Consider the following 23,392-nt stretch of genomic DNA (forward strand, 5'->3'; position numbering starts at 1 on the left):
ATCCCCATCACATACGGCCCGTATGTTAATTGACATGCGCGGCGTATGCAATTACGCATTCACTCACATACGCGGCGTATGTCCGCAATCACGGTTCGAGCCATGCCTAATCCCTATCGCGAAATCTTTCAGGTGCCGGGCGCCTTTGCCTTTTCCGGCGCCGGCTTCATCGCCCGCCTGCCGGCCTCGATGGTCGGCCTCGGCATCGTCACCATGCTGTCCGAGCGGCGCGGGGAATATGCGATCGCCGGCGCGGTCGCCGCGACCTTCGCGCTCGCCAGCGCGCTGATCACGCCGCAGGTCTCGCGCCTCGTCGATCGCTACGGCCAGCGCCGCGTGCTGATGCCGGCCGCCGCAGCCGGAGCGCTCGCGCTGAGCGGCCTGATGGTCGCGACCTGGACGGGCGCGCCGAGCTGGCTGCTCTTCGTCTTCGCGCTGCTCGCCGGGCTGATGCCGAGCATCGGCGCGATGGTGCGGGCGCGCTGGACCGAGTTCTACCGCGACACCCCGCAATTGCGCACGGCCTTCGCCTTCGAATCGGTGGTCGACGAGGTCATCTTCATCGTCGGGCCGATCGTGGCGATCGGGCTCAGCGTCAGCCTGTTCCCCGAGGCCGGACCGTTGGCCGCCCTGATCTTCCTGGTCGTCGGCGTGCCCTTGCTCTGTGCGCAGCGGCGGACCGAGCCCCCGGTTCGCGCCCGCGCTGCCGAGGCCGATACCTCGGTCATCCGGCTCGGCGGCGTCCAGGTCGTCGTGCTTGCCATGATCGCCATCGGCGCGATCTTCGGCACGGCCGAGATCACAGCCGTCGCCTTCGCCGAAGCGCAGGGGCAGAAGGCGTCGGCGAGCTTCGTTCTCGCGATCTATGCGGCGGGCTCGCTGATCGTCGGCCTCGTCTTCGGGACGCTCAGGCTCAAGGCCTCGCTCGCGACGCAGTTCCTCGCTGCGATTGCGCTGGCAGCCGCCACGACCTTGCCGCTGCTGGCCGTGACGGGGCTAGCCTCGCTGGCGCTGGTCTTCTTCATGGCGGGGGCGGCTGTCTCGCCGACGATCATCATCGCCATGGGCCTGATCGAGCGCCTGGTGCCGCCGCGCCAGCTCACCGAGGGCATGACCTGGGGCATCACCGGCATCGGCATCGGCATGGCGGTCGGCGCCTCTGCCGCTGGCATGCTGATCGACGCTTTCGGCGCCCATAGCGGCTTCTGGATCTCGGTAGGCGCGGGTGTCGCTGCCCTGCTGGTCGTGCTTGTCGGTTTTAATCGCCTGCTCGGTGCGCGAGCCGAAACGCTGGTCTGCGAAGCTGCTTGAGGCGGCCGCTTGTAAGCCCACCAATTGCTGAGGAGTGCGTCGTCATCCTGGACAAGCCGCGAAGCGGCGCCGATCCGGGATCCATCATAGAGCGCGGCGCCCTTCGATGGATCCCGGGTCAAGCCCGGGATGACGATGTGTTTCCGAGCACAATGATCCCTATCAAAAAAGCCGCCCACCGGGGCGGCTTTCTTGCTTGAAGCGTCTTGCTCGAACCTCAGCGGATCGGCGGGCCGTATTGCAGGCCGCCCTTGGTCCAGAGGTTGTTGACGCCGCGCGGCAGCGGGTTCGTGGTCTTCGCGCCGAAATGCCGCTCGAAGCTCTCGCCGTAATTGCCGACGGCCTTGACGATGCGCACGACCCAGTCATTGGTCAGGCCGAGGCCTTCGCCGAACTTGCCCTCAGCGCCGAGCATGCGACGGACTTCGGGGTTCTGCGAGGTCTTGGCCAGTTCCTCGACATTGGCCTGGGTGACGCCGAGCTCCTCGGCATTGACCGTGGCGATCACGGTCCAGCGCACGAGATCGAACCAGGTCGGGTCGTTCTTGCGCACCCAGGGGCCGAGCGGTTCCTTGGAGATGACCTCTTGCAGCAGCATGTGCTCCTCGGGGTCCTTCAACCGGCCGCGCGTGCCGGCGAGCGCCGAGAGATCGGTGGTATAGGCGTCGCAGCGCCCCGCCTCATAGGCCTGCACCGTATCCTCCAGCGTCGCGAAGGCAACGGTCTCGAACTTGATGTTGTTGGTACGGCCGTAATCGGCGAGGTTGAGCTCGGTCGTCGTGCCCTGCGAGACGCAGACCGAAGCGCCGTTGAGCTCCTTGACGCCCTTCACGCCGAGCTTCTTGCGGACGATGAAGCCTTGTCCGTCATAATAGTTGACGGTGGTGAAAACGACGCCCTGGCCGATATCGCGGCCGAGCGACCAGGTGGTGGTGCGGGCGAGCACGTCGATCTCGCCGGATTGCAGCGCGACGAGGCGGTTCTTGCTCGATAGCGAGAGATAGGTCGCCTTGGTCGGATCGTTGAAGATCGCGGCTGCGAGCGCGCGGCAGACATCGGTGTCGAAGCCCTGCCAGACGCCGTTCTTGTCCTGCAGCGAGAAGCCGGGAACGCCCTCGCTGGCCCCGCAGATGATGTGGCCGCGCGCCTTGATCTTGTCGAGCGTCGACTGGGCGAGGGCGGGAGCAGAGGCGGCTGCCGTCAGGGCAAGGCCTGCGGCGAGGGTGAGGAGCTTCTTCACGGGGTATCTCCAGATGCGGAATGCGCCTGTTGACCTTAGGATGTGACGGGCATTTGATGAAGGCAGACGAAGGGCTGCTGCTTTTCCGGGCAGCCTTGCTGGGGATTGCCGGCTTCGCACTTGCAAAAGCCGGTATTTTCTGCGATAGGCCCGGCCTTCGATCGCCCGGCTGATAAGGGCTGCCGTGGCGATCGTGCTTTGCTTCCTGAAAGCAAGACATTGGCAACGCGTCCGCAAAGGCGCGCAGCCACGACCATTGAGGAGCTCAAATGCCCAAGATCAAGACCAAATCGGCCGCTAAAAAGCGGTTCAAGATCACCGGAACCGGCAAGGTGATGTACGCCCAGGCCGGCAAGCGTCACGGGATGATCAAGCGGACCAACAAGCAGCTCCGCAATCACCGCGGCACCACCGTCCTGTTCGAGGGCGATGCGGCCAACGTGAAGAAGTTCTTCCTTCCCAACGGCTGACGCCACCTGACATTCCGGAGATCATGACATGGCTCGCGTGAAACGGGGCGTAACGTCCCACGCCAAGCACAAGAAGACGTTCAAGGCTGCCAAGGGCTTCTACGGCCGCCGCAAGAATACGATCCGCGCCGCCAAGGCGGCCGTCGATCGCTCGATGCAGTACGCCTATCGCGACCGCAAGAACAAGAAGCGCACCTTCCGCGCTCTCTGGATTCAGCGTCTCAACGCTGCGGTGCGCGAGCACGGCCTGACCTATTCGGTCTTCATCGGCGGCCTGATCAAGTCGGGCATCGAGCTGGACCGCAAGACCCTGTCGGCCATGGCCATCGACGATGCAGCCTCGTTCGCTGCCGTGGTCGAGACGGTCAAGGGCGTCCTGGGCGCCGAGGCCAAGGCTGCCTGAGCAGCCTTGCAATGCTGAATTGGAAAAGGCCGGCGGTGACGCCGGCCTTTTTCTTTGGGCTCTAAGTCTGCACGCTGCCGTTCTTCGGCGGGTTCCAGCCATCGCCTGCGCCTTCGACGATCCGGTCATAGGCTTCCTCCGGCGAATCCACATAGCTGAACAGCTTCAGGTCATCAGGCCGGATGAAGCCCGCCGCTGCCATCTGGTCGAGATTGAGCAGGCCCTTCCAGTAGCCGGAATCATAGAGCACGATCGGCACCGGCCCCATCTTGCCGGTCTGCACCAGCGTCATGATCTCGAACAATTCGTCGAGCGTGCCGAAGCCGCCGGGGAAGACCACCAGCGCCGCCGCGCGCATCGCCAGATGCATCTTCCGCATCGCGAAATAGTGGAACAGGAAGGTCAGGTCCGGCGTCGACCAGGCGTTGGGCTCCTGCTCGTGCGGCAAGGTGATGTTGAAGCCGATCGAGATCGCGCCGGCTTCCGTCGCGCCGCGATTGGCGGCCTCCATGATGCCGGGCCCGCCGCCGGTGGCGATGACGTGATGGCGCCCGGCCTCGCCGTCGCGCAGCGCACCGCCGCGCTCCGAGGCGATGCGGCCGAAGGTGCGGGCGGCCTCGTACCAGGGATTGCCCTCGCGCACCCGCGCCGAGCCGAAGACGACGATGGTCGAGACCACGCCGCGCGCCCTCAGGCTGTCCTCCGCCTTCTGGTATTCCAGCATGAAGCGCGCGCCGCGCATCGAATCGCCGAGGATGAAATCCGGGTCGAGCGCGGCCATCCGGTAAGAGGGCGATTCCTTCTGGCGGGTATTGTCGGGCAAGGCATCCTCCTGTCTCGTCGCTTCGCTCTGGCATATGCCGGCCGTTCCCGCTAGAACGCGCCCGTTCCCACGCCTTCAGATGCTTGCGACTTAATTCATGACCGATCTCGCCACCCTGGAACGCGACGTCCTCGCCGCGATCGATTCTGCCGCCGATGAAGCCGCCATTGAGGATGTGCGCATCGGCGCCCTCGGCAAGTCCGGCTCGATCTCGGCGCTGCTGAAGACGCTCGGCGCGATGACCCCGGACGAGCGCAAGGAGAAGGGCCCGCAGATCAACGGCCTGCGCGATCGGGTTCAGGGTGCGATCGCGGCGCGCAAGGAAGCTTTGGGCGAGGCCGCTCTCGAAGCCCGGCTCGCCTCAGAGCGCGTCGACATCTCGCTGCCGGTGCAGGACGGCCCGGAGGCGCGCGGCCGCATCCATCCGATCAGCCAGGTCATCGACGAGATCACCGCGATCTTCGGCGACATGGGCTTCGCCATTGCCGAAGGGCCGGATGTCGAGACCGACGACCTCAACTTCACCAAGCTGAACTTCCCGGTCGGCCATCCCGCCCGCGAGATGCACGACACCTTCTTCTTCGCGCCGGACGAGAATGGCGAGCGCAAGCTGCTGCGCACCCACACCTCGCCGGTCCAGGTCCGCACCATGCTGGCGCAGCAGCCGCCGATCCGCGTGATCTGCCCGGGCCGGACCTATCGCAACGATTCCGACCAGACCCACACCCCAATGTTCCATCAGGTCGAGGGGCTCGTCATCGACAAGTCCGCCAATCTCGGCCACCTCAAGTGGATCCTCGAAGAATTCTGCAAGTCCTTCTTCGAGATCGACGACGTGAAGATGCGCTTCCGTCCGTCCTTCTTCCCCTTCACCGAGCCCTCGATGGAGGTCGACATCCAGTGCTCGCGCAAGGGCGGCGAAATCCGCTTCGGCGAGGGCGACGACTGGCTGGAGATCCTCGGCTGCGGCATGGTCCATCCGAACGTGCTGCGCAATTGCGGGCTTGATCCGGAGGTCTACCAGGGCTTCGCCTGGGGCATGGGGATCGACCGCATCGCCATGCTGAAATACGGCATGCCGGACCTGCGCCCCTTCTTCGAGGCGGATGTGCGCTGGCTCGCGCATTACGGCTTCCGCCCGCTCGACCTGCCGACGCTGACGGGCGGCCTGTCCTCATGACGGCACCGACCGGGCAGGGGAGGGCGCGATGACGCCCGCGGGCTGGGCGGCGGTGATCGCCGTGCTGCTGGTCGTGATGAACCTGGCGAGCCAGGCCATCGCGCTCTGGCGGCTGCGCCGGCCCCTGCAGCGCTCGGCCCTGCTCGACGAGTTGCCGCCGGTCACGATCGTCCGTCCGCTGCGCGGCATCGAGGCCTTCAGCCGCGAGACGGCGATCTCGGGGCTGGAGCTCGATTATCCCCGCTACAGCACGATCTTCTGCGTCGCCGATGCGCATGACCCGATCATCCCGCTGATCGAGGAGCTGATCGGCATCTACGGTGCCGAGAAGGCCCGCCTGATCGTCGGCGACGTACCGGTCAGCGCCAATCCCAAGCTCAACAACTGCGTGCGTGGCTGGGACGCGGCAGAGACCGATTGGGTTATTCTCGCCGATTCCAACGTGCTGATGCCCAAGGACTACATTCAGCGCATGCTGGCCGCCTGGCAGCCCGCGACCGGTCTCGTCTGCTCGACGCCGGCCGGTTCCCGGCCTCTGTGCATTGGCGCCGAAGTCGAATGTGCCTTCCTGAACGCCTTCCAGGCGCGCTGGCAATATGTCGGCGAGGCGCTGGGTCTCGGCTTCGCACAGGGCAAGTCGATGCTCTGGAACAAGCCCTTCCTCGACGCCAATGGCGGCATCGCCGCGCTGGGCGCCGAGATCGCCGAGGATGCGGCCTCGACCAAGCTGGTTCGGAACACCGGCCGGCATGTCCATCTCGTCGGCCAACCCTTCGAGCAGCCGCTTGGCCGGCGCCGATTGAGGGACGTCGTGCAGCGCCAGTTCCGCTGGGCGCGTCTGCGGCGCGTGACCTTCCTGCCCTTCTTCGCGCTGGAAATCCTCTCCACGCCCTTCCTCGCGGTCGTGCTGGCCGCTTTCGGAGCGTCCGCGCTTGGCCTGCCGGCCTGGCTCGCGCCGCTGCTCGTTCTGCTCGTCTGGTATGCCGGCGATATCGTGCTGTCGGCCCGCGTCGGCTGGTTCCTGAACTGGCGTACGCCGCTCGCCATGCTGGCGCGCGACATCGCCTTCCCCGGCATCTGGGCCTATGCCTTCGTCGGCGGCGAGGTGAGCTGGCGCGGCAACGCCATGAAGATCAGCACCGACGGCGCCAACAAGCTCAACGATGCGGTGCCGGCTGCACCAGGGCAAGTGGGGCGCGATGGCCGCTGACCTCCTCGCATCCGTTCCCGAGCGCTATCGCGGCTGCCCGAGCTTTTCCTTCGGCGACAGCCCGGAACTGGCGACGGAACTCGCCGCGCTGGTCGTGAGCGGTCGCAAGATCGCGACGGTGAACACGCTCGACGCGCCCGATTGCCCCAAGCTCAATGAGCTCTGGATCGTGCTTGACGGCACGGGGCGTCCCGTCTGCGTCATCGAGACGATCGAACTCATCCCCCGTCGCTTCGACGAAGTTGACGAGGCCTTCGCCTTCGACGAAGGGGAGGGGGACCGCTCCCTGGCCTTCTGGCGGGACGCCCACGAATCCTATTTCCGGCGCATCGGTGTCTTCAGCCCCGACATGCCCTTGCTTTGCGAACGCTTCCGTCTGGTGGAAGTGTTCACCCCGATGGACGTAGACGCATGAAGTTCACGATCTCCTGGCTCAAAGAGCATCTCGACACCGACGCCTCCGTTGCGGAGATCGCTGATGCCCTGACCCGCGTCGGCCTCGAGGTCGAGGCGATCGAGGATCGCGCCGCCGCGCTCTCGGCCTTCACCATCGCCTATGTCATCGAGGCGAAGCCGCATCCGAATGCCGATCGCCTGCGCGTCTGCATGGTCGATACCGGCGCGGGCGAGCCCGTGCAGGTCGTCTGCGGAGCGCCCAACGCCCGCACCGGCATGAAGGGCGTGTTCTCGCCGCCGGGCAGCTACATCCCCGGCAAGAAGGTCACGCTCGGCAAGGGCGTGATCCGCGGCGTCGAATCGAACGGCATGCTGGTCTCGGAAGCAGAGCTCGAGCTCTCCGACGACCATGACGGCATCATCGAGTTGCCGGCTGACGCTCCGGTCGGCCAGCCCTATGCCCTCTATGCCGGGCTCGACGACGCCGTGATCGAGATCGCGGTGACGCCGAACCGCGCGGATGCGCTCGGCGTCGCCGGCATCGCCCGCGATCTCGCCGCCGCCGGCCTCGGCAAGCTGAAGTCGAGGGCCATCCAGCCGATCGGCGGTTCCTTCCCGTGCCCGGTCAAGGTCACGCTCGATTTCGCTGGCGACGACAAGAAGCTCTGCCCGGCCTTCGCTCTGCGCCTCGTGCGCGGCGTCAAGAATGGCCCCTCGCCGGACTGGCTGCAGGCGCGCCTGCGCGCCGTCGGCCTGCGCCCCATCAACGCGCTGGTCGACATCACCAATTTCATGACGCTCGACCGCAACCGGCCGCTGCACGTCTTCGACGCCGCCAAGGTGAAGGGCAACCTCACCGTCCGTCGCGCCAAGGCCGGCGAAACCATCCTCGCGCTCGACGGCAAGACCTATACGCTGACCGACGAGCAGGTCGTGATCGCCGACGAGCACGGCGTCGAGTCGCTCGCCGGCATCATGGGCGGCGAGGCCTCGGGCTCAAGCGAGGCGACCACCGACGTGCTGATCGAGAGCGCGCTCTGGGACCCGCTGAACGTCGCTCGTTCGGGCCGCGCGCTCGGCATCAATTCGGACGCGCGCTACCGTTTCGAGCGTGGCGTCGATCCCGATTTCGCCCGTCCCGGCCTTGATCTCGCAACCGCGATGGTGATCGAGCTCTGCGGCGGCGAAGCCTCCGAGATGGAATTCGTCGGCGAACTGCCCGCCAGCCCAGCCGCGATCGACTTCCCCTGGTCCCAGGTCAAGCGCCTGACCGGGCTCGACCTGCCGCAGGCCGAAATGCAGGCGGCGCTGACCTCGCTCGGCTTCGACGTCTCGGGCGCGGGTGACCGGGTCAAGGTCGCGGTCCCGTCCTGGCGGGCCGATGTCGGCGGCAAGGCCGATCTCGTCGAGGAGATCGTGCGCATCGCCGGGCTCGATCGCGTCGCCTCGACGCCGCTGCCGCGCATCAAGGGCGAGGTGGTCAAGCCGGTGCTGACCGTGCTGCAGAAGCGCACCCGCACCGCCAAGCGCACGCTCGCGGCGCGCGGTCTCGTCGAAGCCGTGACCTGGTCCTTCATCTCGCAGGATCAGGCGAAGCTCTTCGGCGGTGGCTCGCCCAGGCTCGCGTTGGCCAACCCGATCGCGGCCGATCTCTCGGACATGCGGCCCTCGCTGCTGCCGGGGCTGATCCGTGCCGCGCAGAGCAACGCGGATCGCGGTTTCCCTGATGTCGCGTTGTTCGAGGTCGGGCAGGTCTTCAAGAGCGACGAGCCGGAAGGCCAGCTCATCGCTGCGGCCGGCCTGCGCCGCGGCTCGGCCCGCCTCGACGGCACCGGCCGGCGTTGGGATGGCGGTGCCAAGCCTGTCGACGTCTTCGATGCCAAGGCCGATGTACTCGGCCTGCTCTCCGGGCTCGGCATCCCGACCGGCGGTCTCCAGATCGTCGCGGGCGGCCCGGCCTGGGCGCATCCCGGCCGCTCGGCCACGCTCCAGTTCGGCCCGAACGGCGTGATCGGCGCCTTCGGCGAGGTCCATCCCAAGATCCTTCGGGCGCTCGACGTCAAGGGGCCGCTGGTCGCCTTCGAGATCCATCTGGATACGCTGCCGCTGCCCAAGGCCAAGCCGACCAAGGTCAAGCCGAAGCTCGCGCTTTCCGACTTCCAGCCGGTGACGCGCGACTTCGCCTTCATCGTCGACAAGGCGGTGGCGGCCGGCGACATGGTCAAGACGGCGCAGGGCACGGATCGCGCACTGATCGCCAATGTCGGCGTCTTCGATCTCTACGAGGGCGCGGGCGTCGAGGCCGGCAAGAAGTCGGTCGCGCTCGCGGTCACCTTGCAGCCGACCGAGAAGACCCTGACCGAGGCCGAGATCGAGGCCGTCGGCAGCAAGATCGTCGCCGAGATCGGCAAGCGCTACGGCGCGACGCTGCGCGGCTGAGACGCAGATGGGCGCGTCATGCTCGGGCTTGACCCGAGCATCTCATGCAGGATGAGGTTTCCCGCGCGCTTATCGGCAGGAGATACTCGGGTCGCCGCTTCGCGGCGCCCGAGAATGACGGCTGCGTAGCCGTTGGTCTCCAACCATTGATCGAGATTATGTAATAATCCATGCGCGAAATCCCTGCGCTTTCAGGGTATGCGCTGACGCATTCTTGCATCTCCCTGGTCCTATGGTTCTCACCGAACGTCCCGTCACGGACAATCTGTTCCCTGGCTTCCGCCTGCTCGATGTCGCCACGTCGGGGCCGCGCATTCGCGTGCGTATCGGCGGCGAGGGTCCGCCGCTCCTGCTGCTGCACGGCTATCCGCAGACGCATGTGATGTGGCGCCGGATCGCGCCGTTGCTCGCGCCGCATTTTACCCTGATCTGCCCGGACCTGCGCGGCTACGGCGATTCAGACAAGCCGCCGAGCGACGCCGCGCACGCGCCCTATGCGAAGCGCACCATGGCGCAGGACATGGCCGAGGTGATGAGCGCGCTGGGCCACGAGCGCTTCTTCGTCGGCTCGCATGATCGCGGTGCCCGCGTCGCGCATCGTCTGGCGCTCGACCATGGCGAGCGCGTGCTGAAGCTCGCGACACTCGACATCGCGCCGACGCGCGAGATGTATCGCGATACGACCGATGCGTTTGCGCGTGCCTACTGGCACTGGTTCTTCCTGATCCAGCCGGCGCCGATGCCGGAGCGCATGATCGAGAGCGATCCGGAGTTCTACTGGACGAGCCGGCGCGCCTCCGACATGCGGCTGTTCGAGCCCGAGGCGCTCGCGGAATATCTGCGCTGCTTCCGCGATCCCGCGATGATCCATGCGAGCTGCGAGGATTATCGCGCCGCCGCGACGATCGATATCGCGCATGACGATGCCGATGGCGGCCGCAAGCTCGCCTGTCCGCTGCTGGCGCTCTGGGGCGAGCGCGGCGTCATCGGAAAATGCTTCGACCCTCTGGCCTTGTGGCGCGAGCGTGCGCAGGATGTGCGTGGCCATGCCTTGCCGGGTGGTCACTATCTCGCGGAGGAGGTCCCCGATCTCGTCGCCGCGGAGTTCAGGGCCTTCTTCGGAGAAACCGCATGACCGGGACCAACCGCGTTTACCGCATCGCCGTGATTCCCGGCGACGGCATCGGCAAGGAGGTCATGCCCGAGGGCCTGCGCGTGCTCGCCGCCGCCTCGAAGAAATACGGCTTCGAATTGCGTCTCGACGAGTTCGACTTCTCCTCCTGCGACTACTTCGCCAAGCACGGCAAGATGCTGCCGGATGACTGGAAGGAGAAGATCGGCGGCCATGACGCGATCTATTTCGGCGCCGTCGGCATGCCCGCCCAGGTGCCGGACCACATCTCGCTCTGGGGCTCGCTGCTGCTGTTCCGGCGCGAATTCGACCAGTACGTCAACCTGCGCCCCGTGCGATTGATGCCGGGCGTGCCAGGCCCGCTCGCCAACCGCAAGCCCGGCGATATCGACTTCTTCGTCGTGCGCGAGAACACCGAGGGCGAGTATTCCTCGGTCGGCGGGCGCATGTATGCCGGCACCGAGCGCGAGATCGTCATCCAGGAGACGGTGATGAGCCGCGTCGGCGTCGACCGCGTGCTGAAATACGCCTTCGAACTGGCGCAGCGCCGTCCCCGCAGGAAGCTGACTTCGGCCACCAAGTCCAACGGCATCTCGATCACCATGCCCTACTGGGACGAGCGGGTGAAGGAGATGGCGAAGCACTATCCGGATGTGGCGGTCGACCAGTACCATATCGATATCCTGACCGCGCATTTCGTGCTGAACCCGGACCGTTTCGACGTGGTCGTGGCCTCCAATCTCTTCGGCGACATCCTCTCCGATCTCGGCCCGGCCTGCACCGGCACGATCGGCATCGCCCCCTCCGGCAACATCAACCCGACGGGCGACCATCCTTCTCTGTTCGAGCCGGTCCACGGCTCGGCGCCGGATATCGCGGGACAGGGCATCGCCAATCCCGTCGGCATGATCTGGTCGGGCGCGATGATGCTCGACCATCTCGGCGAGCACGAGGCTGCCAAGGGCATCGAAGCGGCGATCGAACGCGCGCTCGGCGATGCACGGACCCGCACCCGCGATCTCGGCGGTTCGCTCGGCACGGAAGCCGCCGGCAAGGCCGTCGAGCAGGCGCTTTGAGCCGGAATTTGAACGCGAGGATTTGAAGAAATGGATCTGTCGTCGATTTCCTTCGTCGACCCGCTTGTCTGGGGCAAGCTGGCCGAGATCATCCTGCTCAACATCGTGCTGTCCGGCGACAACGCCGTGGTCATCGCGCTCGCCTGCCGCGCGCTCGCGCCGGCGCAGCGCGCCAAGGGCATCGCGCTCGGCGCGGGCGTCGCCGTCGTGCTGCGCGTGGTCTTCACGGTGCTGATCGCCTCGCTGCTGAACACGCCCTTCCTGCGCATCGTCGGCGCCGGCCTGCTCATCTGGATCGCGGTCAAGCTGATCGTCGAGGACGAAGGCCAGGACGAGGATTCGGTCACGGCCAGCAGCAAGCTCTGGAAGGCGGTGCAGACGGTTGCCATCGCCGACATCGTGATGAGCCTCGACAATGTGCTGGCGATCGCCGCCGTCGCCAAGGATTCGATTCCGCTGCTGATCGCCGGCCTCGTCATCTCGATCCCGCTGATCGTGCTCGGCGCCTCGCTGATCACCAACCTGCTGACGCGTTTTCCGATCCTGGTCTGGGCCGGTGCGGGTCTGCTCGGCTGGGTCGCGGGCGAGATGTTCGAGAGCGACCCCTGGCTGATCGCCCGCTTCGGCGAAGAACTGCTGCACAAGCTGGAGTATCCGGCTGCGATCCTGGGTGCGTTGCTCGTGCTCGGACTCGGCTACCTCATCAAATCGCGCCGGCCTGATCCGGCCCACTGACAAACTGCAAAGGGACGACCTGACCGATGGATTTCGCATCCCCCGCCTTCTGGACCTCGCTACTCCAGATCATCTGGATCGACCTGCTGCTTTCGGGCGACAACGCGGTCGTGATCGCGCTCGCCGTGCGTTCGCTGCCGGAGAAGCAGCGCAAAGTCGGCATCTGGCTTGGCGCCGGAGCGGCGGTGGGCCTGCGCATCATCTTCGCGGTGGTTGTCAGCTACCTGCTGAACGTCCCGTTCCTGAAGGTTGTCGGCGCGCTCCTTCTGTTCTGGATCGCCATCAAGCTCGCCAAGGGTGAGGACGAGGTCCATGGCGACGTCGCTGCCAGCGACAATCTCTGGAAAGCGGTGCGCACCATCGCCATCGCCGACGCGGTGATGAGCCTCGACAACGTGCTCGCGATCGCAGCCGCCGCCCGCGGCCATTTCGAGCTGTTCGTGTTCGGCCTGCTGCTGACGATCCCGCTGATCATCTTCGGTGCGCGCATGCTCTCGTCGGTTCTCGAACGCTTCCCGATCCTGATCTGGCTCGGTGCGGCGCTGCTCGGCTGGATCGCCGGCGAGATGCTGCTCAGCGACATGGCGGTGATGCAGTGGCTCCAGGTGAACATGCCGAGCTGGGTCCAGAGCGTGCCGGTCTCCGACACGAACCCCGCCGGTCTCCTGCCCGCCAAGGTGCCGTTCTACACGGCGGCGGTGCTCGGTGCGGCCTTCGTCTGCATCGTCGCCTACGCCCTCAAGAAGAAGCCGATCGATCAGGCGGGCTGAAGCCCGGCCTCAGTCGAGAACGATCGCAGCGGCGGCCAGGACATCCTGGCCGCCGTTTTTCATGAGGCGCAGCGCGCCTTGGCATTCCGTGCGGTGCTGCGGGTCGCGGGTGCTGAAATGGCTATCCGACAGCAGCGATACGCAAAAGCTCTCCGGCGGCCGGGTGAAGCCGGTGCCGAGCGCCTTCACATAGGCTTCCTTCGCGGCCCAGAGGCGGGCGAAGGCAAGCGGACGCATGGCGAGCGACATCGCCTCGAGCATCCCGCGCTCCTCCGGGTGGAGCAGGTCGAATGGCGGTTTCATCTCCGCGTCGACGCGTTCCACATCCACGCCCAGCGGGCGCTGTGCCAACCCGACAGCAACAGTGCCGGCCCGCGTCGCCAAGGACAGATGGAGCCCGGTGACTGAGGGCAAAGCGATGAGCGGGCGGCCCGCCGCGTCGTGGTCGATGAGAACATCGTCTTCCGGGCAACCGAGCTGGCGCGCCACGATCCGCAGCGCCAGGCCGCGCCGCAGCGCTGAGCGTTCGGTCAGGTTGCGCGGCTCGGCATCCGTGCGAACCAGCCAGATCGCAGGCAGGGCAGGGGCGATGGCATCGGCGTCGTCGAACCAGAGCATGACCCATCTCTAATGCTCCTGCCGAATGCTGTCGCGCCCTGCGCGGAATTCATGCAGCCGCGCCGTTCGCGCGCGTTGACCTTCGCGCCGGCTTTCCCGCTTTTGGAAGGATCATGTCATCCGATCCCAACATGCAGCCGGCCGCCTCGGAAGCGCCGATCACCGCCGCCGGGATGATGCTCGGCTTGCGCAAGGTCTCGGTGCTGATGCCGGGCATCGTCGTTTTCGCCGTCGCCTTCGGTGCGGCGGCGTCAGCGAAGGGATTGAGCCTGTTCGAGACCTTGCTGATGAGCGGCTTCGTCTATGCGGGCGTGGCCCAGCTCGTCTCGCTGGAGCTCTGGCGTCCTGAATGGACCTGGGGTGCTATTGCCGGGATCGCTGTGGTCACCGCGACCGTCAACGCCCGCATGGTGCTGCAGGGCGCTTCGCTGCAGCCCTGGTTCGCGAAATATCCGAAGACGCTCAACGCCTTCCATCTCTTCTTCTTCACCGATGCCAACTGGCTGATCGGCACGCGCTACCGGGCCGAGGGCGGGCGCGATCTCGGCGTGCTGGTCGGCGCGGGGCTCGCGCTCTGGCTGGTCTGGGTCATCGCGACTGGCGGTGGCTACATGCTCGGCGCGCTGGTCAGCGATCCCCGTCGCTATGGCATCGACCTGGTCATGCCGATCTTCTTCGCCGCGATGATCGTGCCGCTCTGGCGCGGCAAGCGCGGCATGGTGCCTTGGGTCGTCGCCGGCCTCGTCGCGCTGGTCACGGCCCGACTTGTCGACGGCTACGCCTTCATCATCGTCGGCTCGCTCGCCGGCGCGATCACGGGAGCGTTCCGCGATGACGCTGCCTGATCTCGGCACCTGGGGCGCGCTCGTCGCCATTACCGCGATGGCGGCCGCGACCTATCTCTGCCGCATCTCCGGCGTGGCGCTGATGAGCATCATCCCGCTAACCCCGCATGTCCGTCGCGGGCTCGCGGCCCTGCCGGGCTCGATCGTGGTCGCGACCGTGCTGCCAATGGTTGAGCGGCTGGGCTGGGCTGCGGCGGTCGCGCTGCTGGCCGCGGTCGGCACCATGATCCTGCGGCGCAGCGAGTTGCTGGCCCTGCTCGTCGGCATGGCCGCGATCTCGGGCCTGCGTGCGCTGGGTTACTGATCCATCACGCGAGCCGATTGCTTCCATCACATCACGTCATCCCGATATGCATCGCCGCATGTTGACGGCGAAGAGAGAGGGGAGGACGGTGCGTCACAGCAAAACTGGCTAAAACGGAGCGCCGTCATGGCATGGTATTCTCAGACGTGGACCTGGTTCGATGGGGCCTGGCATGAGGGCAACCCCGGCATCGTCGGTCCGCGCAGCCATGTGCTCTGGCAGAGCTCTTCGGTCTTCGACGGCGGCCGCTATTTCGACGGCGTCGCCCCCGACATCGACCTGCACGCCGCCCGCGTCAACCGTTCGGCGTTGGCGCTCGGCCTGAACCCGACGGTCACGCCGGACTTCATCGTCGGGAAGATGTTCGAGGGCGTCAAGAAATTCGCCCCCGGCACGGCGGTTTACGTCAAGCCGATGTACTGGGCCGAGGCCGATGGTCCGTCCAGCATCATGCCCGATGCGGAATCGACCCAGTTCGCGCTCTGCCTGTTCGAGGCGGCGATGCCCGGCCCGACTGCAAGCTTCTCCGTGACGAAGGGCGCCTTCCGCCGCCCGAGCTACGAGACCGCCCCGACGGATGCCAAGGCCGGCTGCCTGTACCCGAACAATGCCCGCGTGCTGAAGGTGGCCAAGGCCGCCGGCTTCGACAACGCGCTGGTGCTCGACATGCAGGGCAATGTCGCGGAGACCGCGACCTCGAACATCTTCCTCGCCAAGGACGGCGTCGTGAAGACCCCTGTGCCGAACGGCACCTTCCTGAACGGCATCACCCGCCAGCGCGTCATCAAGCTGCTGCGCGACAGCGGCGTGCCGGTCGAGGAATGCAGCCTGCGCTACGAGGATTTCGAGCAGGCCGATGAGATCTTCATGTCCGGAAACTATTCCAAGTGCATGCCGGTGACCCGCATCGACAACCGCACGCTCCAGCCCGGCCCGCTCTTCCGCCGTGCCCGCGAGCTCTACATGGATTACGCCCACAGCAAGCCGAAGGCTGCCTGAGCCGGAAGGCAGGGACCATGGCGCGCCTCGCCACGCGACTGACCGAACGCCTCGGCATCGCTCATCCCATCCTGTCGGCGCCGATGGCGCTGGCAGGTGGCGGGGCGCTGGCTGCGGCGGTCACGCGCGCCGGCGGGCTGGGCCTCATCGGCTGCGGCTATGGCGATGCCGCCTGGATCGAGCAGCAGTTCTCCGCAGCCGGCAATACGCAGGTCGGCTGCGGCTTCATCACCTGGTCGATGGCGAAGAAGCCGGAATTGTTGGCGCAGGCCCTGGCCCACAAGCCGGCCGCGCTGATGCTCTCCTTCGGCGACCCACGCCCCTTCGCCGACGAGATCGCAGCCGCGGGCGTGCCCTTGATCTGCCAGTGCCAGTCGCTGGCCCATGTCCGTGATGCGATCGAAGCGGGCGCCGCGATCATCGTCGCGCAGGGCTCCGAAGCCGGCGGGCATGGCGCCAGCCGCGCGACGCTGCCCTTCGTGCCCGAGGCGGCAGACCTGATCGCCCGCGGAAGCCCCGATACCCTGCTCCTCGCTGCCGGCGGCATTGCGGATGGCCGCGGATTGGCGGCCGCCCTGATGCTCGGCGCCGATGGCGTGCTTGCTGGCACGCGCTTCTGGGCGAGCCGCGAGGCGATGGTTCATGAGCGCCACCACGCCGCTGCCGTCGCCGCGACCGGCGACCAGACCGTTCGCTCATCGCTTCCGGACATCGCCCGCCAGCTCGACTGGCCGAAGCCCTTCGATATCCGCGTCTCCGACAATGCCTTCATCGCAAGCTGGGCCGGCCGCGACGCCGCGCTCAAGGACGCCATCGCCGTCGAAGGCCCCGCCTATCGCGAAGCTTTCATGGCCGGCGATCCCGACAAGGCCGCCGTCATCTTCGGCGAGGCTGCAGGGCTGATCTCCGATATCCCCAGCGCTGGCGAGATCGTCGAGCGCATGGTTGCCGAGGCGGCGGCGCTGCTCGGCAGGGCAGGGCGTTTCGTCGCCTGAACGTCCCGGAACCGCGCCGTCATTCCGGGGCAGGCCTGAGCCCGGAACCCAGAACCGATGCACTGTATCCAGTGCGCGCAAACGGGCGGGCAAGCTTGTAAGCCGTATCGGTTCTGGATTCCGGGCTCTTCGCTATGCGAAGCCCCGGAATGACAAAGGGCTTGGCTGCGGATAGCTCTACCGCAGCAGCCTGAGCAGTCCCGTCACCTTCAGCAGCCCGCCGGCAAGCACGGCGTAGACGATTGCCGCGGCGCCGGACAGCAGCAGCACCGTCATCAGGAGCGGCTCGAACGGCAGGGCGGCTGTGAGCTTCAGAGCCACCGGCTTGCCCCACCAGGCCAGCAGGCCGCAGATCGCCGCGGCTCCGCAGACGATGGCCGCGAAGCCCGGCAGACGCCGGTCCGGTTCCGTCCAACCGCGCCGCCGCGCCAGCACGAACAGCGTCAGCAGGTTGATCCAGGCGCCGGCGGCGGTCGCCAGCGCCAGCCCCGGCGCGCCCCAGTCCCGCCAGAGCAGGAGCTTCAGCAGGAGATTGCAGGCGATGGCCGCGAGCGCGATCAGCATCGGCGTGGTGGTGTCGCCGCGCGCCTGGAAGGCCGAAACCTGCGCGCGGATCATGACGATCGCCGGCAGGCCGAGCGCATAGGCGAAGAGCACGGCACCTGCCGCCGCGCTCGCCTGAGCATCGAAGGCACCGCGCTGAAACAGGCCGGCGACCATCAGCTCGGGCACTGCGACGAAGGCGGCGACGAAGGGCGCGCTCGCGACGAGCGAGATCGCGATGGCGCGGTTCTGTGCGCGGTTGGCGGCCGCGTCGTCGCCACGCGCGATGGCGCGGCTCATCGCCGAGAGTGCGACGGTGCCGACCGCGATCGCGATCAGCCCGAGCGGCAGTTGGTAGAGCCGCTCGGCATAGTAGAGCGCTGCATAGCCGCCGCGCGGAAGGAGAGAGGCGATGATCGTGTCGGCGAAGATCGCGATCTGCACGCCGGCCGAGCCGATGACGGCCGGCCCGAACATCTTGAGGAAGCGCCGGACGCCGGCATCCGCCCGCGGGCGCACCAGCCTGCTCGACACGCCGGCCCGCTTGGCCGCGACATAGAGCACGATCCATTGCGCGACGCCGGAGATCGCGACGCCCCAGGCGGCGGCATGGGCGGCACTCGGAAACAGGAAGGGCACGGCCAGCGCGCCGACGATGAAGACGTTGAGCAGGATCGGCGCGGCGGCGAAGGCGGCATAGCGCTCGACGGCATTGAGGGTCGCGCCGAGGAACGTGACCATGGTCACGAACAGCAGATAGGGGAAGGTGATCCGCGTCAGCGCGACCGCGAGCTCGAACACGGCCGGGTCGGCGCTGAAGCCCGGCGCCAGCAGCCTCACCAGCCAGGGCATCAGGGGCAGGGCCAGCGCCAGCAGGATGACCTGAACGATCAATTGGACGGTGAAGAGCCGGTCGGCGAAGAGGCTGGCCGCCTCGGGGCCCTCCTTCTCGGCGATCTGGGCATAGGTCGGCACATAGGCCTGGTTGACGGCGCCCTCGCCGAAGATCGCGCGGAAATGATTGGGCAGGCGCAGCGCCACCGAAAAGGCGTCCATCGTCGCGCCGGCGCCCAGCACGGCCGCCAGCACGATATCGCGCACGAACCCGGTGATCCGCGAGATCAGCGTATAGCCGCCGACCGACAGAATGTTCTTGAGCATGGATGCCGTTCTAGCGGATCAGCGGCGGCAGGGCGTCGCCGCGCGGATGGTCGACGGTGCGGGCATCGAAGCCGACGCGCTCGCCGATCAGGTAGAGCGGACGGCGCTTCACCTCTGCGAAGATGCGCCCGACATATTCCCCGATCATGCCGAGCGAGACGAGCTGGATGCCGGAGAAGAACATGATCGAGACGATCAGCGACGGGAAGCCGGGCAGATCGGTGCCGAACAGCAGCGTGCGCAGCATGAAGTAGAGCGCCGAGAAGGTCGCGATCACCGCGATGAGCACGCCCGACCAGGTCGCGATCTTCAGCGGCACGGTCGAGAAGGAAGAGAGCCCGTCGAAGGCGAAGGAGAACAGCTTGCCGTATCTGAACTTCGACTGCCCGTGCTCGCGCTCGGCGACATGGAAGGGCACGCCGATCGAGCGGAACCCGACCCAGGCGTAGAGCCCTTTCGAGAAACGCGCGCGCTCCGGCAGGGCGCGCAGTGCGTCGACGGCCTTGCGGTCGAGCAGGCGGAAATCGCCGGCGCCTTCCGGCAGCGGCGTTTCGCCGAAATAGCCGAAGATCCGGTAGAACAGCTTGGCGAAGCCGCGCTTCATCCGCGTCTCGCCTTCGCGGTCGGTGCGCTGGCCGAAGACGTTGAGATAGCCCTCGCGCCATCTTGCGAGGAAGGCGGGGATGGTCTCCGGCGGATGCTGCAGATCGGCATCCATGATGATGACGGCATCGCCCAAGGCGTGGTCGAGCCCGGCCGCGATCGCGATCTCCTTGCCGAAATTGCGGCTGAAGGAGACGGCGCTGATCCGCGGGTCGGCGGCATTGAGGTCACGGATCACGGCCAGCGTCTCGTCCCGGCTGCCGTCATCGACGAAGACGACTTCCCAGGAGGCGACCTCGCCGGCCAGCACCGTGCGCAGGCGCTCGACCAGCAAAGGCAGATTGTCGGCTTCGTTGTGCACGGGCACGACGATGGAGAGCTCGGGCCAGCGCGAAGCCCGAGGCGCACGTTGAACCGGCTGGGACCCGATATCCGACACGAACGACCTTTCAATTCTGGTTGCCGTCGCCTCGCGGGCGATGCGCGACGCACAGAACCGCAAAGCTTGCCGGGCGACAAGCCCGGCGCGGCAAACGGCCTTGGTAAAACGCAGGGCTTCATGCCTGCGCGTTTCCATCGTGCAGGCGGCGCGCTATAGCGCGAGCCCGGTCAACGAGGGACAACACGCGCGATGGCGAAGGGCTTCATCCTCTGTGCCGACGATTTCGCCATGACGGATGGCGTCAGCCGCGCGATTCTCGATCTTCTCGGCCGCGGCAAGCTCACCGCGACGGGCGCGATGACCAATCGCCCGCACTGGCGCCGGCTGGCGCCGGAGCTCGCGGCTTTCGCCGGCAAGGCCGATCTCGGCCTGCATCTCAACCTGACCTGTGCCGCGCCGCTGTCAGTGATGCCGCGTCTCGCGCCTGGCGGCGCCTTGCCGGGCCTGAAGGATGTCGCGCGCGCCGCCGCCACCTCTCCCGCCACACGCAAGGAGATCGCGGCCGAGATCGCGCGCCAGCTCGACGCTTTCGAGGATGCGCTTGGCCGGCCTCCCGATTTCGTCGACGGGCACCAGCATGTGCATGTGCTGCCCGGCGTGCGGCGGGCACTGCTCGATATCCTCGCCCGGCGTTATCCGGCTGGGGCTCTCTATGTGCGCGATCCCGCGGATAGCGCGGCTGCGATACGGGCGCGCGGGGTGGCCGTCGGCAAGGCGCTCGTCATCGCCGGTCTGGCGACCGGCTTCCGCAGCGCGGCGCTGAAGCGGGGCCTGCGCGTCAATCGCGGCTTCTCTGGCGTGGCTCCCTTCGATCCGCAGCGGGATTTCGCGGCGGATCTCGCCCGTTTCCTCGTCGACCCAGGTCCGTGCCATCTCGTCATGTGCCATCCGGGCTTCATCGATGCCGAGCTCGCGACGCTCGATCCCGTAGTGGCGCCACGACCTGTCGAGCACGCCGCCATCGCCGCCTTCGCGCCGCCGCCCGGCCTGCCGCTGAGCCGCTTCGGCGCATTGGAGGGGTGATCGAGCGCGGCCTGCGCAAGCGATTTGTTTACCGGGACCGGCCATTGTGGCGACGGGTTGGAGGCGCCGCTCTTCGCAGCAGGATGCCCGGTTTCGGAGATGATCGGCTCGATGAAGGTGTTCAGGCGCGCAGCCGGCGCGGGAGAGCAGGCGCAGCCGGGCAGGCATGGCCTGGGCTCCCTTGGTCGGCAGATCGCAATGGCGGCGGTGGCGATCGTTGCCGTCGCCATCGTCTTGGTGGTGTTGGCGATCGCTCGCTACAATGACAGCCGTACGCGCGCCGATCTCGATCAGAAGGTCACGGCGCTGACCTTGATGGTGGTCAATGCTGCGCCATCCCTGATCCTGTCGCGCGACAACAGCACGCTCGGATCCATTCTTGCGTCGTTGCAGCGCGACCCCGATTTCGACGCCGGCATCGTCGGCGATGATCTCGTCGCCTTGGCCTCTGCCGGGCGCACGGTTGAAGCGCGCCTGTCGCTGACGCCGCGTTGGCTGACTGCCGCGATTGGCCAGGAGCCGTGGACGGCGCTGAAGGAGCGCGGCGAGATCGCTGTCGAGGACGATACCTTCCTCACGCAAATCCATGCCGTGCGCGTCGGCGCGCTGAACACGCAGATCGGCTATGTCGCGCTCCGCTTCGACAAGACGCGCCTCGTGGCGCGCGCCGCCTGGGAGCAGTTCGTCACCATGGGGCTCGGCCTGCTGATCCTGCTGGTGCTCGGGCCGCTGCTCTGGTTCTCGCTGTCGCGGGCGATGCGCCCTCTGCGCAGCATGACCAAGGCGATCGTCAGCATTTCGGACGGCAATCTCGGGACGCAGATCGACGCCTTGAGCCGGCGCGACGAGATCGGTGCGATCGCCCGCGCGCTCAGCGTCCTCAAGATCCGCCTCGCCGAGCGCGCGACCCTGGAGGAGAGGCAGAGCGTGGCCGAGGTCGAGCGACTCTCGCGCCAGCAGGGCGTCGACCACGCGATCACCTTGTTCCGCACCGATGTCGGCCTGGCGCTGGAGGCGTTCAAGAACAATGCCGAGCGCATGCGGGAGGCCTCCGACGGGCTCGCCCGCGTCGCGGCTGAATCCTCCGAGCGTGCAGCGCGCGCCGCCGACAACGCCCATGGCGCGTCCGGCAATGTCGAGAATGCCGCCCAGGCCGCCGAGGAGATGGGCGCGGCCATCCGCGAGGTCGAGTTCCAGGTCCGCCGCGTCCGCACCGAGATCGTCGAGGCGGCCTCCGTCTCGCGCGACACGGCGGGCTCCGTGCAGGCGCTCGACGAGACCGCCCGCGCCATCGGCGAGGTCGTCAACCTGATCCGCGACATCGCCGCCCAGACCAACCTGCTTGCGCTCAACGCCACCATCGAGGCGGCGCGCGCCGGCGAGGCAGGCCGCGGTTTTGCCGTGGTGGCCAACGAGGTCAAGTCGCTGGCGGCCCAGACCGCGGATGCGACAGACCGCATCGTGGCGCAGGTCGCCGCGATTCAGGGCGCGACCGGACAGGTGGTGGGCGCGATCCAGAACATCGCCGAGCGCATGAATGCGATCGAGAAATTCGCCAACTCGGTCGCGACCTCGATCGAGCAGCAGGCCATCGCGACCGGCGAGATCGCCAGCGGCGTCGCCATGGCCAGCACCTCGGCTCTCTCGGTGTCGAGTGATCTCAGCGTGCTCGCCGACAGCGTCGAGGAGACCGGACGTTCGGCCGAGCAGGTGCGCAGTGCGGCCGGCGAGGTCGCCGACCAGGCCCAGCGCCTCGACTCGACCGTCGACCAGTTCCTGCGCAACGTCGCCGCCTGAGCGGGGCGCGGGTTCTCCTCCAGGGCACGGGATCGCGTGACGAGAAGGCGCCTCTTCCCGAGGACGGCCCCGCATCTGCGCAGCGGCACTTCGCGCCGCAGCGCGTGCGGGATGACCGCAAACAAAAACGGGGCCGCAAGGCCCCGTTCTCGTATCCGGCAACCTGCCGATTACTTGGCGGCGTCGAACCGCTCGGCCACGTAGTCCCAGTTCACCAGGCTCTCCAGGAAAGCCTTGAGATAGTCGGGGCGACGGTTGCGGTAGTCGATGTAGTAGGAATGCTCCCAGACGTCGACGCCGAGGATCGGGGTGGCGCCATGGACGAGCGGGCTCTCGCCGTTCGGGGTCTTGCTGACGGCGAGCTTGCCGCCCTTGACTTCCAGCCAGGCCCAGCCCGAGCCGAACTGGCCGACGCCGGCGGCGACGAAGTCTTCCTTGAACTTGTCGACCGAGCCGAACGAGTCGACGATCGCCTTCTCCAGCGCGCCCGGGATCTTGCCGCCGCCATTCGGCTTCATCCACTTCCAGAAATGGAGATGGTTGTAGTGCTGGCCGGCATTGTTGAAGACGGCGGGGTTCTTGCCATAGGAGCCCTTGACGATCTCCTCCAGCGACTTGCCCTCGAACTCCGTGCCCTTGATGGCATTGTTGCCGTTGGTCACGTAGGCGAGGTGGTGCTTGTCGTGATGGTACTCGAGCGTCTCCTTCGACATGAAGGGCTGGAGCGCATCATGAGCGTAGGGCAGATCGGGAAGGGTAAAGGACATGAGGCCTCTCCTTGGGCTGTGAAATCGCTTGAAATGAGAATGGCCTGCCGGGGGCAGGCTGAGCCGTGGCGGCCCTGCCATTCCCCGCGATAGTTAAGCGCCCGCAGGCC

At 67.0% G+C, this 23,392-nt stretch carries 23 protein-coding genes; 17 read left to right on the forward strand and 6 right to left on the reverse strand.

Annotated features, from left to right (window positions below; translation table 11 throughout):
* Nucleotides 1-102: 102 nt before the first annotated feature.
* On the forward strand, nucleotides 103-1,311 hold the full coding sequence (locus tag ACFJGT_RS04770) for an MFS transporter (protein WP_377846394.1): 1,209 nt from the start codon (nucleotides 103-105) through the stop codon (nucleotides 1,309-1,311).
* A 217-nt stretch (nucleotides 1,312-1,528) separates the two neighbouring features.
* Here ACFJGT_RS04770 and ACFJGT_RS04775 read toward each other — a convergent pair whose 3' ends face one another.
* Nucleotides 1,529-2,551, reverse strand: coding sequence for an amino acid ABC transporter substrate-binding protein (locus ACFJGT_RS04775; RefSeq protein ID WP_377846397.1), 1,023 nt, complete (start codon nucleotides 2,549-2,551; stop codon nucleotides 1,529-1,531).
* Between the two features lie 269 nt (nucleotides 2,552-2,820).
* Here ACFJGT_RS04775 and rpmI point away from each other — a divergent pair, with 269 nt between their 5' ends.
* Entirely contained in the window at nucleotides 2,821-3,021 is a 201-nt protein-coding gene (rpmI, locus tag ACFJGT_RS04780; protein ID WP_377846399.1) for a 50S ribosomal protein L35, read from the forward strand.
* A 28-nt stretch (nucleotides 3,022-3,049) separates the two neighbouring features.
* Nucleotides 3,050-3,424: a 50S ribosomal protein L20 gene (gene rplT, locus ACFJGT_RS04785; RefSeq protein ID WP_377846401.1), complete on the forward strand. Its 375-nt coding sequence runs from the start codon at nucleotides 3,050-3,052 to the stop codon at nucleotides 3,422-3,424.
* Between the two features lie 61 nt (nucleotides 3,425-3,485).
* Here rplT and ACFJGT_RS04790 read toward each other — a convergent pair whose 3' ends face one another.
* On the reverse strand, nucleotides 3,486-4,205 hold the full coding sequence (locus ACFJGT_RS04790) for a TIGR00730 family Rossman fold protein (RefSeq protein WP_377848923.1): 720 nt from the start codon (nucleotides 4,203-4,205) through the stop codon (nucleotides 3,486-3,488).
* 139 nt (nucleotides 4,206-4,344) lie between these two features.
* On the opposite strand from ACFJGT_RS04790, the gene pheS reads away from it, so the two are divergent.
* From pheS to ACFJGT_RS04830, 8 genes are all read left to right on the forward strand, one after another.
* A complete protein-coding gene (pheS, locus tag ACFJGT_RS04795) occupies nucleotides 4,345-5,427 on the forward strand; it encodes a phenylalanine--tRNA ligase subunit alpha (protein ID WP_377846403.1) in 1,083 nt (360 codons plus the stop codon).
* 28 nt (nucleotides 5,428-5,455) lie between these two features.
* A complete protein-coding gene (locus ACFJGT_RS04800) occupies nucleotides 5,456-6,637 on the forward strand; it encodes a ceramide glucosyltransferase (RefSeq protein ID WP_377846405.1) in 1,182 nt (393 codons plus the stop codon).
* A complete protein-coding gene (locus ACFJGT_RS04805; RefSeq protein WP_377846407.1) occupies nucleotides 6,627-7,052 on the forward strand; it encodes an ASCH domain-containing protein in 426 nt (141 codons plus the stop codon). Before ACFJGT_RS04800 ends, ACFJGT_RS04805 begins: the two co-directional genes overlap by 11 nt.
* On the forward strand, nucleotides 7,049-9,472 hold the full coding sequence (pheT, locus tag ACFJGT_RS04810; RefSeq protein WP_377846409.1) for a phenylalanine--tRNA ligase subunit beta: 2,424 nt from the start codon (nucleotides 7,049-7,051) through the stop codon (nucleotides 9,470-9,472). The genes ACFJGT_RS04805 and pheT overlap by 4 nt, the downstream gene beginning before the upstream one ends.
* A gap of 232 nt (nucleotides 9,473-9,704) precedes the next feature.
* A complete protein-coding gene (locus ACFJGT_RS04815; RefSeq protein ID WP_377846412.1) occupies nucleotides 9,705-10,607 on the forward strand; it encodes an alpha/beta fold hydrolase in 903 nt (300 codons plus the stop codon).
* A complete protein-coding gene (locus tag ACFJGT_RS04820; RefSeq protein ID WP_377846414.1) occupies nucleotides 10,604-11,680 on the forward strand; it encodes a tartrate dehydrogenase in 1,077 nt (358 codons plus the stop codon). Before ACFJGT_RS04815 ends, ACFJGT_RS04820 begins: the two co-directional genes overlap by 4 nt.
* 30 nt (nucleotides 11,681-11,710) lie before the next feature.
* The gene (locus tag ACFJGT_RS04825) at nucleotides 11,711-12,415 is read left to right on the forward strand and encodes a TerC family protein (RefSeq protein WP_377846416.1); all 705 of its coding nucleotides are present in this window, start codon (nucleotides 11,711-11,713) and stop codon (nucleotides 12,413-12,415) included.
* Nucleotides 12,416-12,441: 26 nt separating this feature from the next.
* Nucleotides 12,442-13,185 (forward strand): TerC family protein, encoded by a 744-nt coding sequence (locus ACFJGT_RS04830; RefSeq protein ID WP_377846418.1) that lies wholly within the window; start codon nucleotides 12,442-12,444, stop codon nucleotides 13,183-13,185.
* A gap of 9 nt (nucleotides 13,186-13,194) precedes the next feature.
* Here ACFJGT_RS04830 and ACFJGT_RS04835 read toward each other — a convergent pair whose 3' ends face one another.
* Nucleotides 13,195-13,803: a 4'-phosphopantetheinyl transferase family protein gene (locus tag ACFJGT_RS04835; protein WP_377846420.1), complete on the reverse strand. Its 609-nt coding sequence runs from the start codon at nucleotides 13,801-13,803 to the stop codon at nucleotides 13,195-13,197.
* 113 nt (nucleotides 13,804-13,916) lie between these two features.
* On the opposite strand from ACFJGT_RS04835, the gene ACFJGT_RS04840 reads away from it, so the two are divergent.
* The 4 genes from ACFJGT_RS04840 (at nucleotide 13,917) to ACFJGT_RS04855 (ending at nucleotide 16,946) form a co-directional block, all read left to right on the forward strand.
* Complete coding sequence (locus ACFJGT_RS04840) at nucleotides 13,917-14,648, forward strand: AzlC family ABC transporter permease (protein WP_377846422.1); 732 nt, start codon at nucleotides 13,917-13,919, stop codon at nucleotides 14,646-14,648.
* Complete coding sequence (locus ACFJGT_RS04845; protein WP_377846424.1) at nucleotides 14,635-14,952, forward strand: AzlD family protein; 318 nt, start codon at nucleotides 14,635-14,637, stop codon at nucleotides 14,950-14,952. Before ACFJGT_RS04840 ends, ACFJGT_RS04845 begins: the two co-directional genes overlap by 14 nt.
* A gap of 126 nt (nucleotides 14,953-15,078) precedes the next feature.
* Nucleotides 15,079-15,951, forward strand: coding sequence for a branched-chain amino acid aminotransferase (locus ACFJGT_RS04850; RefSeq protein WP_377846426.1), 873 nt, complete (start codon nucleotides 15,079-15,081; stop codon nucleotides 15,949-15,951).
* 17 nt (nucleotides 15,952-15,968) lie between these two features.
* Entirely contained in the window at nucleotides 15,969-16,946 is a 978-nt protein-coding gene (locus ACFJGT_RS04855; protein ID WP_377846428.1) for an NAD(P)H-dependent flavin oxidoreductase, read from the forward strand.
* Between the two features lie 177 nt (nucleotides 16,947-17,123).
* Here ACFJGT_RS04855 and murJ read toward each other — a convergent pair whose 3' ends face one another.
* Both murJ and ACFJGT_RS04865 read right to left on the reverse strand, forming a co-directional pair.
* Complete coding sequence (murJ, locus tag ACFJGT_RS04860) at nucleotides 17,124-18,650, reverse strand: murein biosynthesis integral membrane protein MurJ (protein WP_377846430.1); 1,527 nt, start codon at nucleotides 18,648-18,650, stop codon at nucleotides 17,124-17,126.
* Between the two features lie 10 nt (nucleotides 18,651-18,660).
* Nucleotides 18,661-19,683 carry a glycosyltransferase family 2 protein gene (locus tag ACFJGT_RS04865; protein WP_377848924.1) on the reverse strand — a complete coding sequence of 341 codons (1,023 nt, stop codon included), beginning with the start codon at nucleotides 19,681-19,683 and terminating at the stop codon, nucleotides 18,661-18,663.
* Nucleotides 19,684-19,884: 201 nt separating this feature from the next.
* Between ACFJGT_RS04865 and ACFJGT_RS04870 the strand changes: the two genes are divergently transcribed.
* Both ACFJGT_RS04870 and ACFJGT_RS04875 read left to right on the forward strand, forming a co-directional pair.
* On the forward strand, nucleotides 19,885-20,718 hold the full coding sequence (locus ACFJGT_RS04870; RefSeq protein ID WP_377846432.1) for a ChbG/HpnK family deacetylase: 834 nt from the start codon (nucleotides 19,885-19,887) through the stop codon (nucleotides 20,716-20,718).
* A gap of 111 nt (nucleotides 20,719-20,829) precedes the next feature.
* Nucleotides 20,830-22,515: a methyl-accepting chemotaxis protein gene (locus ACFJGT_RS04875; RefSeq protein ID WP_377846435.1), complete on the forward strand. Its 1,686-nt coding sequence runs from the start codon at nucleotides 20,830-20,832 to the stop codon at nucleotides 22,513-22,515.
* Between the two features lie 170 nt (nucleotides 22,516-22,685).
* On the opposite strand, the gene ACFJGT_RS04880 is transcribed toward ACFJGT_RS04875, so the two are convergent.
* Nucleotides 22,686-23,282, reverse strand: a complete 597-nt coding sequence (locus ACFJGT_RS04880) for a superoxide dismutase (RefSeq protein WP_257732534.1) — start codon at nucleotides 23,280-23,282, stop codon at nucleotides 22,686-22,688.
* Nucleotides 23,283-23,392: the final 110 nt, after the last annotated feature.

The organism is Allobosea sp. UC22_33 (genome assembly GCF_042700715.1).
Classification (GTDB): domain Bacteria; phylum Pseudomonadota; class Alphaproteobacteria; order Rhizobiales; family Beijerinckiaceae; genus Allobosea.

Excerpts from the sequence above, each read along its gene's own strand:
- ACFJGT_RS04840 (WP_377846422.1), top strand. The coding sequence starts at position 13,917 with ATGTCATCCGATCCCAACATGCAGCCGGCCGCCTCGGAAGCGCCGATC.
- ACFJGT_RS04815 (WP_377846412.1), top strand. The coding sequence starts at position 9,705 with ATGGTTCTCACCGAACGTCCCGTCACGGACAATCTGTTCCCTGGCTTC.
- ACFJGT_RS04855 (WP_377846428.1), top strand. The coding sequence starts at position 15,969 with ATGGCGCGCCTCGCCACGCGACTGACCGAACGCCTCGGCATCGCTCAT.
- murJ (WP_377846430.1), bottom strand. The coding sequence starts at position 18,650 with ATGCTCAAGAACATTCTGTCGGTCGGCGGCTATACGCTGATCTCGCGG.
- pheS (WP_377846403.1), top strand. The coding sequence starts at position 4,345 with ATGACCGATCTCGCCACCCTGGAACGCGACGTCCTCGCCGCGATCGAT.
- pheT (WP_377846409.1), top strand. The coding sequence starts at position 7,049 with ATGAAGTTCACGATCTCCTGGCTCAAAGAGCATCTCGACACCGACGCC.
- ACFJGT_RS04845 (WP_377846424.1), top strand. The coding sequence starts at position 14,635 with ATGACGCTGCCTGATCTCGGCACCTGGGGCGCGCTCGTCGCCATTACC.
- ACFJGT_RS04820 (WP_377846414.1), top strand. The coding sequence starts at position 10,604 with ATGACCGGGACCAACCGCGTTTACCGCATCGCCGTGATTCCCGGCGAC.
- ACFJGT_RS04770 (WP_377846394.1), top strand. The coding sequence starts at position 103 with ATGCCTAATCCCTATCGCGAAATCTTTCAGGTGCCGGGCGCCTTTGCC.
- ACFJGT_RS04835 (WP_377846420.1), bottom strand. The coding sequence starts at position 13,803 with ATGCTCTGGTTCGACGACGCCGATGCCATCGCCCCTGCCCTGCCTGCG.
- ACFJGT_RS04790 (WP_377848923.1), bottom strand. The coding sequence starts at position 4,205 with ATGGCCGCGCTCGACCCGGATTTCATCCTCGGCGATTCGATGCGCGGC.
- ACFJGT_RS04800 (WP_377846405.1), top strand. The coding sequence starts at position 5,456 with ATGACGCCCGCGGGCTGGGCGGCGGTGATCGCCGTGCTGCTGGTCGTG.
- ACFJGT_RS04805 (WP_377846407.1), top strand. The coding sequence starts at position 6,627 with ATGGCCGCTGACCTCCTCGCATCCGTTCCCGAGCGCTATCGCGGCTGC.
- ACFJGT_RS04830 (WP_377846418.1), top strand. The coding sequence starts at position 12,442 with ATGGATTTCGCATCCCCCGCCTTCTGGACCTCGCTACTCCAGATCATC.
- rpmI (WP_377846399.1), top strand. The coding sequence starts at position 2,821 with ATGCCCAAGATCAAGACCAAATCGGCCGCTAAAAAGCGGTTCAAGATC.
- ACFJGT_RS04880 (WP_257732534.1), bottom strand. The coding sequence starts at position 23,282 with ATGTCCTTTACCCTTCCCGATCTGCCCTACGCTCATGATGCGCTCCAG.
- ACFJGT_RS04870 (WP_377846432.1), top strand. The coding sequence starts at position 19,885 with ATGGCGAAGGGCTTCATCCTCTGTGCCGACGATTTCGCCATGACGGAT.
- ACFJGT_RS04875 (WP_377846435.1), top strand. The coding sequence starts at position 20,830 with ATGAAGGTGTTCAGGCGCGCAGCCGGCGCGGGAGAGCAGGCGCAGCCG.
- rplT (WP_377846401.1), top strand. The coding sequence starts at position 3,050 with ATGGCTCGCGTGAAACGGGGCGTAACGTCCCACGCCAAGCACAAGAAG.
- ACFJGT_RS04850 (WP_377846426.1), top strand. The coding sequence starts at position 15,079 with ATGGCATGGTATTCTCAGACGTGGACCTGGTTCGATGGGGCCTGGCAT.
- ACFJGT_RS04825 (WP_377846416.1), top strand. The coding sequence starts at position 11,711 with ATGGATCTGTCGTCGATTTCCTTCGTCGACCCGCTTGTCTGGGGCAAG.